This is a genomic window from Streptomyces inhibens (assembly GCF_022221585.1).
GTDB classification, from domain to species: domain Bacteria; phylum Actinomycetota; class Actinomycetes; order Streptomycetales; family Streptomycetaceae; genus Streptomyces; species Streptomyces inhibens.
The window spans coordinates 3,790,676-3,805,425 of the sequence record NZ_CP084681.1; the positions used below are offsets into that span (position 1 = coordinate 3,790,676).

Annotated in this window: 13 protein-coding genes and 1 tRNA gene; 9 read left to right on the forward strand and 5 right to left on the reverse strand. The window is 70.8% G+C overall.

What is annotated here, in order from left to right; translation table 11 throughout:
* The first annotated feature begins 32 nt into the window (after nucleotides 1-32).
* The 4 genes from KI385_RS17310 (at nucleotide 33) to KI385_RS17325 (ending at nucleotide 3,002) form a co-directional block, all read left to right on the forward strand.
* Nucleotides 33-1,415 carry an AAA domain-containing protein gene (locus KI385_RS17310; protein ID WP_238573097.1) on the forward strand — a complete coding sequence of 461 codons (1,383 nt, stop codon included), beginning with the start codon at nucleotides 33-35 and terminating at the stop codon, nucleotides 1,413-1,415.
* 161 nt (nucleotides 1,416-1,576) lie between these two features.
* Nucleotides 1,577-1,960, forward strand: a complete 384-nt coding sequence (locus tag KI385_RS17315; RefSeq protein ID WP_181923559.1) for a hypothetical protein — start codon at nucleotides 1,577-1,579, stop codon at nucleotides 1,958-1,960.
* Nucleotides 1,961-2,236: 276 nt separating this feature from the next.
* Nucleotides 2,237-2,866 (forward strand): bifunctional DNA primase/polymerase, encoded by a 630-nt coding sequence (locus KI385_RS17320; RefSeq protein ID WP_238573098.1) that lies wholly within the window; start codon nucleotides 2,237-2,239, stop codon nucleotides 2,864-2,866.
* 62 nt (nucleotides 2,867-2,928) lie between these two features.
* A tRNA-Lys gene (locus tag KI385_RS17325) sits at nucleotides 2,929-3,002 on the forward strand.
* Between the two features lie 115 nt (nucleotides 3,003-3,117).
* On the opposite strand, the gene KI385_RS17330 is transcribed toward KI385_RS17325, so the two are convergent.
* Nucleotides 3,118-4,389 (reverse strand): M6 family metalloprotease domain-containing protein, encoded by a 1,272-nt coding sequence (locus tag KI385_RS17330; protein ID WP_425356918.1) that lies wholly within the window; start codon nucleotides 4,387-4,389, stop codon nucleotides 3,118-3,120.
* Between the two features lie 328 nt (nucleotides 4,390-4,717).
* Between KI385_RS17330 and KI385_RS17335 the strand changes: the two genes are divergently transcribed.
* The gene (locus KI385_RS17335; RefSeq protein ID WP_238573099.1) at nucleotides 4,718-6,535 is read left to right on the forward strand and encodes a putative bifunctional diguanylate cyclase/phosphodiesterase; all 1,818 of its coding nucleotides are present in this window, start codon (nucleotides 4,718-4,720) and stop codon (nucleotides 6,533-6,535) included.
* Nucleotides 6,536-6,678: 143 nt separating this feature from the next.
* Here KI385_RS17335 and KI385_RS17340 read toward each other — a convergent pair whose 3' ends face one another.
* The 3 genes from KI385_RS17340 to KI385_RS17350 form a co-directional block, all read right to left on the reverse strand.
* Nucleotides 6,679-7,854 (reverse strand): LLM class flavin-dependent oxidoreductase, encoded by a 1,176-nt coding sequence (locus KI385_RS17340; RefSeq protein WP_238573100.1) that lies wholly within the window; start codon nucleotides 7,852-7,854, stop codon nucleotides 6,679-6,681.
* 70 nt (nucleotides 7,855-7,924) lie between these two features.
* The gene (locus tag KI385_RS17345; RefSeq protein WP_238573101.1) at nucleotides 7,925-8,647 is read right to left on the reverse strand and encodes a maleate cis-trans isomerase family protein; all 723 of its coding nucleotides are present in this window, start codon (nucleotides 8,645-8,647) and stop codon (nucleotides 7,925-7,927) included.
* Between the two features lie 152 nt (nucleotides 8,648-8,799).
* The gene (locus tag KI385_RS17350; RefSeq protein ID WP_238573102.1) at nucleotides 8,800-9,714 is read right to left on the reverse strand and encodes a maleate cis-trans isomerase family protein; all 915 of its coding nucleotides are present in this window, start codon (nucleotides 9,712-9,714) and stop codon (nucleotides 8,800-8,802) included.
* A 206-nt stretch (nucleotides 9,715-9,920) separates the two neighbouring features.
* Between KI385_RS17350 and KI385_RS17355 the strand changes: the two genes are divergently transcribed.
* Together KI385_RS17355 and KI385_RS17360 are read left to right on the forward strand one after the other, a co-directional pair.
* Entirely contained in the window at nucleotides 9,921-10,886 is a 966-nt protein-coding gene (locus tag KI385_RS17355) for a D-2-hydroxyacid dehydrogenase (protein WP_238573103.1), read from the forward strand.
* A 147-nt stretch (nucleotides 10,887-11,033) separates the two neighbouring features.
* Nucleotides 11,034-12,455: an amidase gene (locus KI385_RS17360; protein WP_238573104.1), complete on the forward strand. Its 1,422-nt coding sequence runs from the start codon at nucleotides 11,034-11,036 to the stop codon at nucleotides 12,453-12,455.
* Here KI385_RS17360 and KI385_RS17365 read toward each other — a convergent pair.
* Nucleotides 12,452-12,952, reverse strand: a complete 501-nt coding sequence (locus tag KI385_RS17365) for a DUF3830 family protein (RefSeq protein ID WP_128504690.1) — start codon at nucleotides 12,950-12,952, stop codon at nucleotides 12,452-12,454. The two genes, KI385_RS17360 and KI385_RS17365, sit on opposite strands and share 4 nt — an antisense overlap.
* Nucleotides 12,953-13,062: 110 nt before the next feature.
* Here KI385_RS17365 and ehuB point away from each other — a divergent pair, with 110 nt between their 5' ends.
* Both ehuB and ehuC read left to right on the forward strand, forming a co-directional pair.
* Complete coding sequence (gene ehuB / locus KI385_RS17370; protein ID WP_238573105.1) at nucleotides 13,063-14,001, forward strand: ectoine/hydroxyectoine ABC transporter substrate-binding protein EhuB; 939 nt, start codon at nucleotides 13,063-13,065, stop codon at nucleotides 13,999-14,001.
* On the forward strand, nucleotides 13,998-14,729 hold the full coding sequence (gene ehuC / locus KI385_RS17375; protein ID WP_128504686.1) for an ectoine/hydroxyectoine ABC transporter permease subunit EhuC: 732 nt from the start codon (nucleotides 13,998-14,000) through the stop codon (nucleotides 14,727-14,729). Before ehuB ends, ehuC begins: the two co-directional genes overlap by 4 nt.
* Nucleotides 14,730-14,750 lie beyond the last annotated feature (21 nt).

Here is a 14,750-nt window from a genome sequence, read left to right on the forward strand (position 1 = left end):
CGGCACTCGACCGCCCTGGAGAACACCGCCGTATGACGGCCACTCAGGACCCCCGGTCCACCACCGACCGGCCCTTCGACCCCGCCGCCGCGGCCGCCGCGGCGACCGACGCGATCCTGCGCGACACGCTGCAGGGCACCAGGCGCGGCGTGGTCGTGGACTCCCCGCCCGGCGCCGGAAAGTCCACTCTCGTGGTCCGCGCGGCCCGCGAACTGGCCGCCGCGGGGCGTCCGTTGATGGTGGTGGCGCAGACCAACGCCCAGGTCGACGATCTCGTCCTGCGGCTCGCCGGGAAGGACCCCGAGCTGCCGGTCGGCCGGCTGCACAGCAGTGAGCCCGGCGCGTTCGATCCGGCGCTGGCCGAGCTGCCCGCGGTCCGTACGTCCGCGAAGATCGCCGATCTGGCCGGGATGGACGTCGTCGTCTCGACGGCCGCGAAATGGGCCTACACCAAGGTCGACGAGCCCTGGCGGCACGCCATCGTGGACGAGGCCTACCAAATGCGCTCCGATGCGCTGCTGAGCGTCGCCGGGCTCTTCGAGCGGGCGCTGTTCGTCGGCGACCCGGGCCAGCTGGATCCCTTCAGCGTGGTCGGCGCCGAGCAGTGGGCGGGGCTGGCGTACGACCCCTCGTCGAGCGCGGTGTCCACGCTCCTGGCCCACAATCCCGATCTGCCGCAGCACCGGCTGCCGGTCTCCTGGCGGCTGCCCGCCTCGGCCGCGCCGCTGGTCTCCGCGGCGTTCTATCCGTACACCCCGTTCCGCAGCGGCACCGGCCACGGTGACCGCCGGCTGGCGTTCGGCGTGCCGGGGGACGGCTCGGGCGTGGACCGTGTCCTGGACGAGGCCGCCGAGTCCGGCTGGGGTCTGCTGGAGCTGCCCGCCCGCCATACGCCGCGTACGGATCCGGAGGCGGTGCGTGCGGTGGCCCAGGTGGTGCGCCGGCTGCTGGACCGGGGCGGCGCCGCGACCAGCGAATCCCCGGATTCGGCCGGCGGGACCGCTGACCCGGTGCCCCTCACCGCCGGCCGGATCGCGGTCGGCACGGCCCATCGCGATCAGGCGGCGGCCGTCCGCACCGCGCTCGCCGGCCTGGGCGTGACCGGTGTCGCGGTGGACACCGCCAACCGGCTCCAGGGCCGCGAGTTCGATGTCACGGTCGTCCTGCACCCGCTCTCCGGCCGCCCCGATGCCACCGCCTTCCACCTGGAAACCGGCCGGCTGTGCGTCCTCGCCTCCCGCCATCGCCATGCCTGCATCGTGGTGTGCCGCGCGGGCGTCGCCGACCTGCTGGACGAACACCCTTCGACGGAGCCGGTCCGTCTGGGTGTCACGGTCAAATTCCCGGACGGCTGGGAGGCCAATCACTCCGTGCTGGCGCATCTGAACGAACATCGCGTCGTATGGCGCCCGTAGTGCCGCCGCCACACGTCGCCGGTGCGCCGCGCGGCCTACGGTCGCCTCATCGCCACACTCCCCCGGCCGCCGCAGGGAGTGCTCCCGGACGAGCGGAGATTTCAGGCCCCCTTGCGCAGGGCGGGACAATGGAATGCGGCACACGATCTGGAGGTAGGTACATGTCCGAGCCGCGACCGGCTCCCGACCCACGTGGTACGGCGCCGAGACCACGGCGCATGAAGCCCGCGCAACTGCTCTTCGAGCCACCCGAGGCCGTTGCCGACCCCGAGCACTTCTTCGACCTGGAGTCGATAGAGGACCCGCGCGAGCTGCTCAGCCGCGCCACGGAGCTGACCTTGGCCTTCCGCGCCGCGGCCGATCGCGCCACGGAGTTCCAGGCGCTGGCCGCGGCCCAGCTGGCCGACCCCAGCCGGTTCGACCGGCTGCCGCTGGCCGTGCTCGCCGAGCAGGCCGAGTGGACCGAGGACTACGCACAGAAGATGGTCGAGTTCGGCCGCAGCCTGATGCGGAGCGGCAGCACCCTGCTGGGCGACATGGAATGACCGGTCGCCGGTCCCGTTGGCCGAACCTCATAGGCAGGAACTCGTAGGTAGGACCTCGTAGGCAGGACCTCATAGGCCCGAGCTCGTAGGCCGGATCCCACCCACCGACACATCCGCCGATTCACACCCACCCCACACGCCTCACTACGGCTCATGGTCCATGACCATGAGCCGCTGGCATATGCGAGCGGGCAAGATACCGGCCCCCGGCCGACGCTGTCCCGGTTTCCGGCAATCAGCCAAGCCGCTACGCCTCGCATCGGTAGACCTGTCCCCATGAGCGACTGGCTGCCCGAGACCCCCCGCACCCTGGCCTTTCCCACCGCCGCATATGTCACGCTCGCGGGAGCCGAATGGCTCGCCTCCGCCAGCCCTCATCCGGACGAGATGCACGCACTGTGGGCCACCCAGCCGGCAGCGCCCAGCGTGCTGCCCTGCGGCTCCGCCTTCGACGTGATCAACGCCCCGGCGCTCTTCGGGCGGCGGATGGTGGACCGCTTATGGTCCGACGGCCCCGGCTCGGGTCCGGTCGCGGCGCACCGCGGCCGGATCCTGCTGTTCGCCGCGCCGGGCACGGCCCAGCGGCTGCCCGCCCTGCTCGTCTGGGAGGAGTGGGCCGCGGCCGTCCCGCCGCTGCTGTGCCACGGCAGCGGCGACGCGGTGACCGTCCCGCCGCTGCACCCCCGCCCCGGCACGGCCGCCGGCACGCGCGCGGACGGCGCCCTTCCGGCGATCGATGACCCGGTCGGCCCAACCGTCTCCCGCTGGCTGGTGGCCCCGGACGTCCGCAATCCCTGGCTGCCCGGCCCCGACGTACTGCTGTGGGCCTGTGTCCGCGCCGCCCGCTCGGTGGCCGGTTACGAGCGCGAAGCCGCAGCTCAGCACCCTGTTTCGGTGCTCTCGTAGGGCTGCGACAAACCGATTTTTGTCCTCCCCGATCAGGATGCTAATGTTTTCCCCGTCAGCAGGCGCCGCTAGCTCAGTTGGTTAGAGCAGCTGACTCTTAATCAGCGGGTCCGGGGTTCGAGTCCCTGGCGGCGCACAGACAGTCGAAGGCCCTCACTCCGGTGGGGGCCTTCGTCATGTCCGCATTTTCCGTGCGTGATGTTCTGCGCGTGATGTTCCGTGCGCGTGACATCTGTGCGCGTCCGGAGCCGTCAGCCGCGCCCCACCTTGACCGCCCAGTCCCCGTCGCTCGACCGCCCCTCGACCTGGACACGTACGCCGTCCTCGCCGTCGTCCATGCTCTCCCCCACGCCCAGCGGCGCGTCCGCGAGCGGCGGGTAGACGGAGGTGCCCCAGCAGGCCGAGGTGCCGGGGTGCCCGTCGAGGACGTGTACGGGCCCCGAACCGGAGGGGGTCTCGCTGTGCACGCGATAGACCAGGACGCCTTCGGTGCACAGCGAGCGGTCGTTTCCCGTGGCACCGCGTGCCTCGATGGCGAGCGCGCTGTCGGGCCCGGTACGGACCACAAGGAGCCGCGGGCGGCGCCGGCCGCCGGCCTCCTTCGGTGCGGACAGCGTGCGCAGCGAGTGGATGGTGGGGCCGGCCAGCTCGACGCAGTCAACCTGGTTGTCGGCGATCCAGCCGAGCTTCCACTTGTGCCAGGCAAAGAAATCCGGCGCCAGGCCGAACTGGCTGCCCATGAGGTCCCAGTCGCCGACGTAGGTGTCCCAGTCACCCTTGCCGTCCTCCGGCCGGTGGTAGAGGTCCGGAAGGTCGAAGACGTGTCCGGTCTCGTGGGCGAGGACGTTGCGGTCGGGCGGACTCTGCTCGAAGACGGTCACGAACCGGCGCAGATCGTGATCGTCGGCGTGCATCGGCTGTTCGAGATTGACGACTTTGGTCGCGTCCGAATCGACACCGGGTGCTTCCGGATCGGCGACGAAATAGACCACGTCGTAGCGACCGAAGTCCACCGACGGATCGGCGGCGGCCACCGCGTCCCGCAGGTAGGCCGCGCGCCGGCTTGCGTCCCAGTCGCGCTGTATCCCGTACGCGGTGGACGTCCGCGGCATCCGCACCCAGGTGTGGTGGATGTGCGGGCGCAGCCGGAAGGCGCCGTAGGAGGCGCGCTGGAAGAAGCCCGAGGTGGCGGGGAAGTAGTCGCGGGACAGCTGCTGCGGGGCGGCGAGCGGCCGGGAGTCCGGGAAGGACAGAAAGATCATGACGGCGTTGATCGCGCGGTCCGGGCGCGGATAGGCGTCGTTCCAGCCATCGACACCTTCGGAGTGGTGTGCGTCGGTGCGCCCCAGCGCGCAGGAGAGGGCGGCCTCGGAGGCGGTGGCGGGTCCGGCGACGATGGACGTCGCGATGAGGGCGCTCAGGGACGTGACGACGGCGGCCACGCGCCGCAGGCGGCGGTCCACCCCGTCAGGTGTCCGGGCGCGCGGCACATATACCTCCAGGGACGGATTCGGAGACCTCATCTACCCTGTGGCGATTTAATGCTATTCGTCCTGTTTTGAAGGCCCAGACGAGTGACCGGCGAGTCTCAGCCGCCCCGTAACGGAAAGTCACAAACGACCAACGGGGCAATCGTCACGAACAGAGACGGACAGAAATGGCTGAAGTTCCGTCATGCGCACCGACGATCACGGCTGCGTCGCTGGATCGGCCGTCGTGCCAGCCTCTATGATCGCCACACTTTCCAGCGCGAGATCCACCCTCCATCACGAGACAAGCGCCATGCGGGAGCGAGCAGTGAGCGGACACCCCGACAGCCCGGGCCGCATGCCCGGAGCGACGCTGCCCTCAGTGACGGAGCGTAACGGTACGACCAAAGAATCCGCCGAGACCCGGCACACCCCCAGCAGCCACTGCGACGACGGTGCCGCCTCGCTCGGCGACTATCGCGCCGCCTTCCATGCCGGGCGCCTGGCGATGGCCGTCCTCAACCGCGACGGCCTGGTCCTGGCCGCCAACCCGGCCTTCGGCGAGCTGGTCGGCACCGACCCGGACGAGCTGGTCGCGGCCACCGCCGCGGACCTCACCGACCTCGGCGCGGACCCACGGGTGTGGACCGCCTACCGCGAGGTGCTGTGCGGCCGCAGCGACCGGCTGCGCTGCACCCGCCGCCTCAAACACCCCGAGGGACATTCCGTATGGGTGGAAGTGACCGTCGAGCCGTTGACGCCGGAGCCGCTCAGCGGTGAGGAGCGGATGCTGCTGTCGGTCGCGGACATCAGCGACCGGCACGATCTGCTGGCCCGGCTGCGGCACCTGCAGATGCACGACCCGGTGACCCGGCTGCCCAACCGCGCGCTGTTCTTCGAGCGGCTCTCCACCGCGCTGGAGACCGCCGCATTCGAACCGTCCGGCACCGGCCGGATCGGGCTGTGCTACCTCGACCTGGACGGCTTCAAGGCCGTCAACGACACCCTCGGGCACCGCGTCGGCGACCGGCTGCTGAGCGCGGTGGCGCAGCGTCTGACGCGCTGCGCGGAGAGCGCGGCGGACTGCGGGGCGGGCCGCGGCGGGCATCTGGTGGCGCGGCTCGGCGGTGATGAATTCGCTCTTCTGGTGGAGGACTCCACCGGAACCGAGCAGCTGGCCGAGCTGGCCCAGTGTGTGCTGGACGCGTTGCAGCGCCCGTTCGACCTGGCCGGGCAGCGGCTGTCGGTGTCGGCGAGCATCGGCGTCGTGGAGCGGGCCGCCACCGGCACCACCGCGACCGGTCTGATGCAGGCCGCGGACACCACGCTGTACTGGGCCAAGGAGGACGGCAAGGCCCGCTGGACGCTCTTCGACCCGGAGCGCAACGCCCACCGGATGACCCGGCAGGCGCTGTCCAGCACGCTGCGGCCGGCCGTGGACCGCGGCGAATTCACCCTGGAGTACCAGCCGCTGGTCGGACTGGGTGACGGCCGGGCGCAGGGCGTGGAGGCGCTGGTGCGCTGGCGGCATCCGCAGTTCGGGACGCTGTCGCCGAATCGGTTCATCGCGCTGGCCGAGGAGAACGGCGCGATCGTCGAGCTGGGCCGCTGGGTGCTGGAACGGGCCTGCTACCAGGCACGCGCCTGGCAGCTGGCGCACCCCGGTGACGAGCCGCTGTTCGTCAGCGTCAATGTGGCCGTACGTCAGGTGTGGGACTCCGACCTGGTCGCGGACGTGGCCGGGATCCTCGCCGAGACCGGGCTGCCGCCGCGGCTGCTCCAGCTGGAGCTGACCGAGTCGGCGGTGATGGGCTCGGCCGGGCGGCCGCTACAGGCCTTGCAGGCGCTCAGCGACATGGGCGTACGGATCGCCATCGACGACTTCGGCACCGGCTACTCCAACCTCGCCTACCTCAGCCGCCTTCCGGTGTCCGTGCTGAAGTTGGACGGCTCCTTCGTCCGCGGCTTCCGCTCGCAGGAGCATCCGAACCCGGCGGACGAGATGATCGTGGAAGCCCTGGTGGCGTTGGCGCACCGGCTGGGTCTGACCGTCACCGCCGAGTGCGTGGAGAGCGCCGAACAGGCCGAACGCCTCCGCCGCATCGGCTGCGACACCGGCCAGGGCTGGCTCTACTCCCGCCCGGTCGCCCCCGACCGCGTCGAGGCGCTTCTCGACGCGGGACGGCGCACCGACGGCTGAAAGCCGGCGCGGCGGCTCCGGCCGAACGCGCCTCATCGGCCGTACACATGCCGCCGGGCCCTCGCCACTGGGGTTGCTCGCCAGCGCCACCACGGCGAGGGTCCGGCGGAATCAACGACGGCAGTCGGCCAACGTACGCCGCCCTAGGCCCGCGGCAGGCCGTACGCGTCCGCGATCAGCTCGTAGGACCTCAGCCGGGCCGCGCCGCCGTGCGCGTTGGCGGTGATCATCAGTTCGTCGGCGCCGGTGCGCTTGGCGAGATCGTCCAGGCCCTGGCGGACGGCGTCCGGGGTGCCGTGGACGACATTGCCGAGCCAGCTGTCGACGAAGCCCCGCTCCAACTCGTTGAAGCGGTACGCCTCGGCCTCCTCCGGGCTGGGGACCAGGCCGGGGCGGCCGGTGCGCAGCCGGACCATGGACAGCGCGCCGGTCATGACCTGACGGCGGGCCTCGCGCTCCTCCTCGGCGGCCAGCGCCGCGACCCCGATCAGGGCGTACGGCTCGGAGAGCACCTCGGAGGGGCGGAACGACGCGCGGTAGAGGTCCAGCGCGGGAACGGTGTTGGCCGCGGAGAAGTGGTGCGCGAAGGCGAACGGCAGGCCGAGGGAGCCGGCGAGCCGGGCGCTGAAGCCGGAGGAGCCCAGCAGCCACAGGGGCGGCCGGTGCGCAGCCTGGACGCCACCGGGCGAGGTGGCCTGGACCGGGCCGGGGACCGCGTGGATCTTGGCGTACGGGTGGCCGTCGGGGAAGGAGTCGTCCAGGAAGCGGGTCAACTCGGCCAGCTGCTGCGGGAATTCATCCCCAAGCTCTCGGCTTCGCTCAAGCAGGGGAGACCCCATTGCGCCCTCATGCAGCCGCTCCGTCCGCCGCAGCGCCGCGGCGGTGGCGCCGTCCGTGCCCGGCGCGCGGCCCAGGCCCAGGTCGATCCGGCCGGGGGCCATCGCCTCCAGCGTGCCGAACTGCTCGGCGATGACCAGCGGGGCGTGGTTGGGCAGCATGACGCCGCCGGAGCCGAGCCGGATGCGCTCGGTGTGCGCGGCGAGGTGGGCGAGCAGCACCGCGGGTGAGGAGGAGGCGACGCCGGGCATGGAGTGGTGCTCGGCGACCCAGTAGCGATGGAAGCCGCGGCGTTCGGCCGTACGGGCGATGTCGACGGCGGTGCGCACCGCATCGGATGCGGTGTGGCCGGCGCCGACCGTCACCAGGTCGAGCACCGACAGCGGCACGGGCGCGCTGCCCCGGGCGGCGCCCCGTATCCCGTCCTTGCCGTCCTCGATCGCCTCGCCACTGCCCCGGGTCTGGTCGTCTTCGCCGCTCACGGTGCGGGTCCTCCTCGCGTCGCTGGTCTGCCAGGAGGACAACCGGAGAGAATCTCCGTTTATTCCCGGGTCAGCTCCCGGTCCGCGAGAAGAGGGTGCCCAGTTCCGGGCAGGACAGCGTGCGGTCCAGGAGCCGCAGCCCCTCCCAGGCCGTCACCTGATTGGCGGTGAGCACCGGCTTGCGCAGCTCCGCTTCGAGCGCGGGCAGATGCTCGGCGGTGTGCAGGGCGGTGTCGGGCAGCAGCACCGCTTCGGCGTCCGGATGGTCACCGGCGCGGGCGAGCGCCAGCACCTCCTCGCGGCCCCACGTGCCGACCTCGGCGGCGGTGATGATGCCGCTGCCGCGGGTCGAGACGACCTCCGTACCGGCGGACTTCAAGAACGCGTGGAAGTACTCGGCCACATCGGCGGGGTAGGTGGCGGCGATCGCGACCCGTCGGGCGCCGAGCGCCTGGATGGCATGCGCGAAGGCGAAGGACGTACTGGAGGCCGGCAGGCCGGCGGTGGCGGACAGCTCCCTGACCTGTTCGTGGGCGCCCTCCCAGCCGAAGATGAAGCTGGCGCTCGTACAGGCCCATACGACGGCCTCGGCGCCGCGTTCCTTGAGCTCGGCGACGCCGGCCGCCAACCGCGCGGCGGAGCCCATCTCCAGCAGCGCGTCGGCCCGGTGGGCGTCCTCGCCGATGTCGGTGTGCACGAGCGGCAGGCGGACCGCGCCGCCCAGGAGCGTTTCGAGCCGGGGGTAGTCGTCCTCCGCGGAGTGGCCGGGGTAGAGGAAGCCGACCGATGCCATGCGGGTCTCCCTTGCGTGTACGGCTGCGGGTGCCGGGGCGTTCGTGGGTGCGGGTGCGTTCACGGGTGGTGCGGTGCGGGTGGGGAGAAGCGCTGCCGGCGAGAGGGGCGACGCCGGCAGCGGTCCGGGGAGGGGTCGGGTTCGGACCGGCCTCACACCGGGGGCAGCGGTCCCGGATCCTCGGGCGGATACGGCGGCGGATCGATGCCGTCGAGCGGCTCCCCCTCCGGGGGCGCGGGAGGCCCGGCGAAGGCGGCCTCAGGGGTCACCCGCGGCCCTCCGTCACCCGGCCCTGCCGGCTCCGACCCGGTCATCGCGGCCGGGCCGCGCCGCGCCACCGGATCGAGCAGCGCTTGGTACGGGCCCACCGCCTGGACGCCGATGACGCGCAGCGCTGCCCACATCGTGACCTGATTGGCGGACAGCACCGGCATCCGCAGCTCGGCCTCCAGCTGCGGGATGACGTCGTAGGTCGGCAGGTTGGTACAGCTGATGAAGAGTGCGTCGGCGGCGCCGACGACGGCCGCGCGGGCCATGTCGACGACGTCGCGGTAGGGCACCTTCCAGATGTGCCGGGTCAGCCCGAGGTAGGCGCGGCCGGTGACCGTGATGCCCGCCTCACCGAGATAGTCCTCCAGTGAGTCGGTGACCGATTTCGTATAGGGCGTGACCACGGCGATGCGCCGTGCGCCGATCTCGCGCAGCGCTTCGATCAGCGCGCCCGATGTGGTGAGGGAGGGAACCTCCCCCGCCTGGGCCATGGCGGCACACATGGCCCGCTCTCCCGCCACACCGCCGACGAAGCTGCCGGAGGTGCAGGCGTAGGTGACGACCTGCGGTGATACCGCGCACAACGCCTGGACGGCAGCGTCCAGCGTTTCGTGCTCGCTGACCAGACGGGCCAGATCGAGGCTGACCTCGACGGGCACGAAAGGGGTTCGGGTGAGGTGGAGGGATACATCGTCGGGCACCCAGCGCCACAGCTCGCGATCGAGCGCGAAGTCAAAAGGGGCGACAACGCCCACGCCGAGCTGTGGCTGGGGACCACCCAGAAAGGAGACGTCCATTGAAGGCCCCTAGAAACGAAGGGCTGGATTGGCCAGGCCAGTGGCCGGGGATGAGGAGCAGCCGGAGCAAGCCGGGACGTCGGGACAGAGCCGTTGTTGACACGGTAGATACGACTTCTTAGCGTGGTCAATCCTCGCATCTCAGGCATCTGTCGGCGCCCTCCTTTCAGTGAAGGGGGCTCACGTTTCAGAACGGTTTCTGGCCTATGTCCGAAAGTACCGTCCTCGTCCTTGGTTCCGACCCGCCGCCGAAGCTCGACCGGCTGACCGGCCGGGCCCGGGTGATCTTCACCGACGAGGCCTCGCTGGCCGACCGACTCCCCACCGCCGACGTACTGTTGGCCTGGGACTTCACCTCCGATGCGATCCGCGCGGCATGGCCCGAGAAGGGGCCCAAACCCCGGTGGGTGCACACCGCGAGCGCGGGCGTGGATCAGCTGCTGTGCCCCGCGCTGATCGCCGACGACACCCTGGTGACCAACGCCCGCGGCGTCTTCGAGCAGCCGATCGCCGAGTACGTCGCCGGACTGGTGATCGCCATGGCCAAGGACTTCTACGGAAGTTGGGAGCTGCAGCGGCAGCGGCGCTGGCAGCATCGCGAGACGCTGCGGCTGGCCGGCACCCGGGCGGTCGTGGTGGGCTCCGGGCCGATCGGCCGGGCCATCGGCGCCACCCTCCTGGCACTGGGTGTCAAGGTCGATCTGGTCGGCCGCCGGGAGCGCTCGGACGACCCGCAATTCGGCCTCGTACATGCGAGTGACGCGCTGAACGGCCTGTTGCCGCACGCCGATTGGGTCGTCTGTGCCGCACCCCTGACCGACGCCACCCGCGGTCTCTTCGACAAGGCGGCGTTCTCCCGGATGCCGCCGCGGGCCCGGTTCATCAATGTCGGACGCGGGCCGCTGGTCGTCGAGGACGCGCTGGTCGCGGCGCTGCGCGAATGGCGGATCGCGGCGGCGGCGCTGGACGTCTTCGAGCAGGAGCCGCTGCCCGCGGACAGCCCTCTGTGGGACGTGCCGCATCTGATCGTCTCACCGCACATGAGCGGGGACACCTTGGGCTGGCGGGACGCGCTCGCCGAGCAGTTCCAGGACAACTTCGACCGGTGGGCGGCCGGCGAGCCGCTTATCAACATCGTCGATAAGCGGCTCGGGTACGTACCGGTGCATTGACCCCTCCCCCGCGAGCGGGGGATTCCTGGCTCACGCCGCTCGGTAGCTTCAGCGAGCAATCGAGTCTTACGCGATCAACACCAGCCGGGTTGAGACCAGCCCGGATGCCAAGGACCCTAGCACTGGCGGCCAACGCTCGGAGGACGCATGACCACCGAACCGACCCACCTCGCCGACCTCGGCGCCACCCGCCTCACGGCCGGGTACGCGGCCGGCGAGTTCTCCCCCGTCGAGGTCACCCGGGCGGTCCTGGAGCGCGCCGAGGCCGCCCAGGCCGCCACCAACTGCTTCACCCTGATCGACGCGGACGAGGCGCTGGCGAGCGCCAAGGAGTCGGCGGAGCGCTGGCGGGCCGGGGATCCGGCCGGTCCGGTGGACGGGGTGCCGGTCACCGTCAAGGATCTGATCCTGACCCGGGGCACACCGACGCTGCGCGGTTCACGGACGGTGCGGGCCGAGGGGCCGTGGGAGGAGGACGCGCCGTCGGTGGCCCGGCTGCGGGCGTCCGGTGCGGTGTTCGTCGGCAAGACGACCACCCCGGAGTTCGGCTGGAAGGGTGTCACCGACAGTCCGCGGCACGGGGTGACGGGCAATCCGTACGACCCGGGGCGCACCGCGGGCGGCTCCAGCGGGGGCAGTGCGGCGGCGGTGGCGCTGGGCGCCGGGCCGCTGAGCCTGGGCACGGACGGCGGCGGCTCGGTCCGTATCCCGGCGTCCTTCTGCGGGATCTTCGCGCTCAAGGCGACCTACGGGCGGGTGCCGCTGTATCCGGCGAGCCCGTTCGGGACGCTGGCGCATGTCGGGCCGATGACCCGGGACGCGGCGGACGCGGCGCTGATGATGGATGTGATCGTCGGCGCGGACTGGCGGGACTGGTCGCAGCTGGGGCCGGCCGCCGGTTCGTTCCGGGCGGCGCTGGCCGGTCCGGTCTCCGGGCTTCGGGTGGCCTACAGCCCGTCGCTCGGCTGGGACGTGCCGGTGGCTCCGGAGGTCGCCGCGGCGGTGCGCGGGGCCGTCGACACGCTCGCCGGGCTCGGCGCGTACGTCGAGGAGATCGACCCGGGCATCGCCGACCCCGTGGAGGCGTTCCACACGCTGTGGTTCAGCGGCGCGGCGCGGGTGGTGCAGCATCTGGGCGACGCGGACCGCGAACTGCTGGACCCGGGGCTGCGGGAGATCTGCGAGCAGGGCGCCCGTTACAGCGCGCTGGACTATCTGGCGGCGGTCGATACGCGGATGGCGCTCGGCCAGGCGATGGGCCGCTTCCACAGCGCCTACGACCTGCTGGTGACACCGACCGAGCCGATCACCGCTTTCGAGGCGGGCGCGGAGGTCCCGTCCGGATCGGGCCACACCCGCTGGACGGGCTGGACGCCGTTCACCTACCCCTTCAACCTCACCCAGCAGCCGGCCGCGACCGTGCCCTGCGGGGTGGACGGCGACGGGCTGCCGATCGGCGTCCAGCTGATCGGGGCGAGGCACGCGGACGCGCTGGTGCTGCGCGTCGCGCACGCCCTCTACGAGGCGGGGGCCGCGGAGATCCCCGCGCCCCCGGCCTCCAGGCCTTAGACCCGCCGGAAGTTGAGCGTCTCACCCAGGGCGCCGGCCCGCCACAGGTCCTGGCAGGCGTCGGCCATCCGGTCCAGGCCGTCGACGACGCTGCCCCACACGATGCCGGGGACCCAGCCCGCGTCACCGTTGATCAGCAGATTGTTGCGCTCGTAGAACAGCGCGAGATCGACGACGGTGGCGCGGCCCTGGTGCTTGGCCTGGCTCTCGTATCCGTAGGACTTGGTACCCAATTGGGTGTCGCTGAAGGTGAAATAGCACAGATCACCGGGGATCGGAGTGATCGTCGGGTTCTCCAGCGGCGGCTCCTCGGGAGCGAACGGCGGAACCAGGGTGTAGATCTCGTTGCGGGCGTATTTGGCGTGGTAAACGTCGCCGCCCAGCGGGAGGGCGTCCCATACGGCATTGCAGGTGATCGGCGCGCGGTCGTCGAGCAACTTGGCCGTGCAGCTCACGCCGCGCTTGTCCAGGGTGACTTCGATGAAGCGATCGGTCATGTCCCGATCGTAGGTGGGCAATACCGACGTACGGAACAACTCCACGGCGCTTACATCAAGGGCCGGAAACGATCGGCATATGTGTGAGGCGTTCGGGTAGCCGCGCGCCCATGGCTCCACCACAGGAGAACACCACAGTGATCAAAGGAAAATCGACAAGCGGCATCCGCCGCCGCTCGCTGCTCGCGGGGGTAGCGGCGCTCGGCGCAGCGGGGGCGGTGGGAGCGGCCACGGGATGCTCACGGGTCGACGTCTCCGGGGCGACGGACGGCGGACATCTGCTCGACGATCTGCGCCGCAAGGGCACCGTACGCATGGGAATCGCCAGTGAGCCGCCCTACGCCTCCATCAACAACAAGGGCGAGCTGACCGGCGAGGCGCCCGCGGTCGCCAAGACGATCTTCCGACGGCTGGGGATCAAGAACTTCGAGCCGGTACCGGTCGAATTCGGTGCGCTGGTGCCCGGTCTGCACTCGTTCCAGTACGACGTGATCGTCGCGGGCATGTTCATCAACAAAGCGCGCTGCGCGGCGGTACTCTTCTCCGACCCGGATTACGAGAACAAGGACGCCTTCCTCGTACTCAAGGGAAACCCGAAGAAGATCGACTCGTATGCGGATATCGCCAAGGGCGAATTCCGGATGGGCTCCGGAATCGGCTATGCGGAGATCGACTACGCGGTCGGAAACGGCGTCAAGAAGAGCGCCATCCAGACGTACGGCGATCAGATCGCCGGAATGGAGGCCCTGGAGGCGGGCCGTATCGACGCCTTCGCCGGCACTGCGCTGACCATGATCGAGGCGCTGAAGACCGGTCAGCACCCCAAGGTGACGATGACCCGGCCGTTCACGCCGGAGGTCGACGGGAAACCCCAGCGGGACGGCGGCGGATACGGCTTCCGGATCGGCGAGACCAAGCTGCGCGACGCCTTCAACCGCGAGCTGCACAAGATGAAGAAGAGCGGCGAACTCCTGCGTATCGCCCGGCCTTTCGGCTTCACCGAGGAGTTCATGACCGACCTCACCGCGAAGGAGCTCTGCAAAAAGTGACCGGAGCGCTGTGGGAACTCTTCTTCAAGGGACTGTGGATCACCATCCAGCTGATGGTCTACAGCGCCGCCCTGGCCGCCGCCGTCGCCTTCGGTATCGGCCTGGCCCGTACCTCGCGGTTCAAGACCGTCCGCTTCCTGTCGGGTGTGTATGTGGAATTCTTCCGCGGCACCTCGGCGCTGGTGCTGATGTTCTGGCTGTTCTTCGCGCTGCCGCTGCTGGGCTGGCAGCTCGTCGGCATCTGGGCGGGCACCCTGGCACTGGGCCTGTCCTACGGGGCGTACGGCTCCGAGATCGTCCGCGGCGCCATCCAGGCGGTGGCGCCCGCCCAACGTGAGGCGGCCATCGCACTGAGCTTCTCGCCCTGGCAGCGGCTGCAGAAGGTGATCCTGCCGCAGGCCGTGCCCGAGATGATGCCGCCGTTCAACAACCTGCTGATCGAGCTGCTCAAGGGCACCGCGCTGGCGTCGCTGCTGTCCATCGGCGAGCTCACCTTCCAGGCCAAGCTCGCCCGGCTGTCGACCGGCCAGAGCGCCCAGGTCTACGGAATCATCCTCGTCCTGTACTTCGTGGTCGCGTTCGTGATGACCCGGATCATGCGGGTGCTGGAGCGCCGCGCCAAGGCTTCGATCGGCCGGGCGGTACCCAAGGGCGAGGGCTGGTTCTCCCGCAAGCTGCCCGTCGAAAAGCAGGGCCCTGAGGCGCTGGCCACCGGAGGCAAGCCGTGAACAACTGGTCATGGAGCTACG